We start from the raw sequence: 2,144 nt of genomic DNA, 5'->3' as shown, positions 1-2,144 counted from the left end.
GCTTTTTTGCTTTCAAATTGCTGTACTTTTTGAATCGTATCCTCTAGTTCTTTACTGGCTGCAACCAGTTTTTCATCAAACTGGCTTCTCGGCATACTCAATGAAATCAAATCGTTCACGCTGTTGTAAATATTAGAGATGCGACTATCCATTTCATGTTTCTTGGGTTGGAGATTGGAAAGTTTGTTTTGTGTTTGCAGTAATGCATCTTCCAGAATAACCGCATTCTCATCACTTTCTCCCGTTGTTGACTGAAATTCCTTTAAAGTTGTCAACATTTCCGCAATGAGAAATTCATTGGTAACTTTCAACCCAGTCACAACTGCACTTTGGTTATTATTGATGTCGTTGACAATCGCATTTCCTGTTGCACCCTGCATGGCATCGGCCTGGATAATACCATTCAATGCTCTTTGGGCTTGTTCAAGTTGATTATTTGTTTTACTGGTGTCTTTTTGGAGTTTGGCCAGTACTTCATTGAATTCTTTTAAATCTACATGAAATCCCATTTAATTCGTCTCTCTTTCTAGTGGTAGTAACAGGGTTGCAGTCATTCCCCTTTAATAAAAGCTTTTAAAAAATCAATCAAGTATAGCAAAACAAATCAAAAAAGCATCAAAATGGAGCGTTTTCGATACGGGATATACATTTAAAATACAAATAAAGACCAATGACAAATCTCGTCATTGGTTTTTATAGGAATGTTATACAAGATTTTATGCAAAAAAAGAATAGCAAGGATCCCTAGAATCCCCGCTATATCAACCATGTATAAAATCATGCATAGGATGATAAATAAGTAAAAAGCGAAATCCTAGTTATATCAATAGATTTCGCTTTTTATTTGCTACCGATAATGAGACGTTATGTTAATCTGACATGTATGGAATATACATCCATTTTTTGTATCAAATCATTTCTTCTGAATGGTACAATTAGAAAAAAGGGAGAGATATTATGCTTTCTATATTGATCGCAATGATTCTACTCGTGTTTCTCATTCTGATTTGGGACAATCTTCGACTGATTAGAAATAACTCCGAGCAACAGGTTAAACAGAATGAACAGATTATCAAACTTTTAGAAGATAACAAACAGAAGTAAAGCAAACCTCTCTCGGAACAGGAGGTGTTTGCTTTACTTCCAATAACGGGACTTATGGTAACTAGGGTTGTATAAAATATATAAAAGTGGGGTACCCCCAACATTTCTTGTTAATGATACAAAATGAACAGATTTAGGTGATTACGTATCATTACATGGTAGAAAATATCTTAATGTATAAAAGGGTTAAAAAGTTGGTGGGACCCCTATATGGGAGGATACTTGTGGATTTAGTTATTGGTATGATTATTGGATTAGCCATTGGTATAATTATTGGAGGTAGTCGAAAAAAAACAGAATGAAAGATGCATTAAAATTAATAACTTCTTGTAAATAAATGATAATAAGTAATAGTGTAATTGCATTTGTTTGTTTTTCTTTTTTTACTAATATAGTTAATCCAATAGGGGCATGTAGCGGGTTCCCTATATGAACAAAAAACCTCTTCAGATCTTCTGAAGAAACTTTTCTAGGTTTCTAGATACATGGACTGCTGATAAGTGGTGTTATGTCAATTTCACATAAATACAATATTAAGAAAAAATTACATAAAATTGTATATTTTTAATTAGTAATATATAATTTTGGTATGAAATTTATTGATTATATGGAGGACACATATGACTGATAAGATGAAATTTACGATCGGTGTTTTAGGTGGCATAGTTGGAGGATTACTTTCTTTATTGGTTTCTCTTCATTTAGGTTGGAATCTATTAATAAGTCTAGGACTTTCTATTGTAGATGGTTATTTATTGGGCTATTTAGTTTGGTGTTTGTTAAACATAAAGAGAAAACAGACAAATAATATTTAATTCAATTCTTATAAATAGAAAACTTTTTAAGATGGAGAACAAGAATTGGAGAAACTTTTAAAAGTAATTTCCGATAATAAGTGATTATGTAAAAAACTAGTGTGGATCTAGTTTTTTTTTTTTTTTTTTTTTTTTGGATGTTTTAACCTCTTTTTTTTTATTTTTTTTTATTTTTTTTTTTTTTTTTTTTTTTTTTTATATTAGGAGAATTGGGTTGGATGCAAT

2 protein-coding genes are annotated in these 2,144 nt (G+C 31.1%); one reads left to right on the top strand and one right to left on the bottom strand.

The features are described from left to right. Positions 1-509: T7SS effector LXG polymorphic toxin (locus B5P40_RS32120; protein WP_220089776.1), on the bottom strand; the 509-nt coding region annotated here is incomplete at its 3' end. A 1,215-nt stretch (positions 510-1,724) separates the two neighbouring features. On the opposite strand from B5P40_RS32120, the gene B5P40_RS32115 reads away from it, so the two are divergent. Next, entirely contained in the window at positions 1,725-1,919 is a 195-nt protein-coding gene (locus B5P40_RS32115) for a hypothetical protein (protein ID WP_113710537.1), read from the top strand. The last annotated feature ends 225 nt before the right edge of the window (positions 1,920-2,144 follow it).

It is taken from the genome of Bacillus sp. SRB_8 (assembly GCF_003264205.1).
Classification (GTDB): domain Bacteria; phylum Bacillota; class Bacilli; order Bacillales; family Bacillaceae_G; genus Bacillus_A; species Bacillus_A mycoides.
The sequence above is the reverse complement of the archived record's forward strand: the minus strand, read 5'-3'. Positions and strand labels throughout refer to the sequence as shown.

Bases quoted from the DNA above. Each gene is read 5' to 3' on its own strand.
- B5P40_RS32115 (WP_113710537.1), top strand. From the start codon at position 1,725: ATGACTGATAAGATGAAATTTACGATCGGTGTTTTAGGTGGCATAGTT.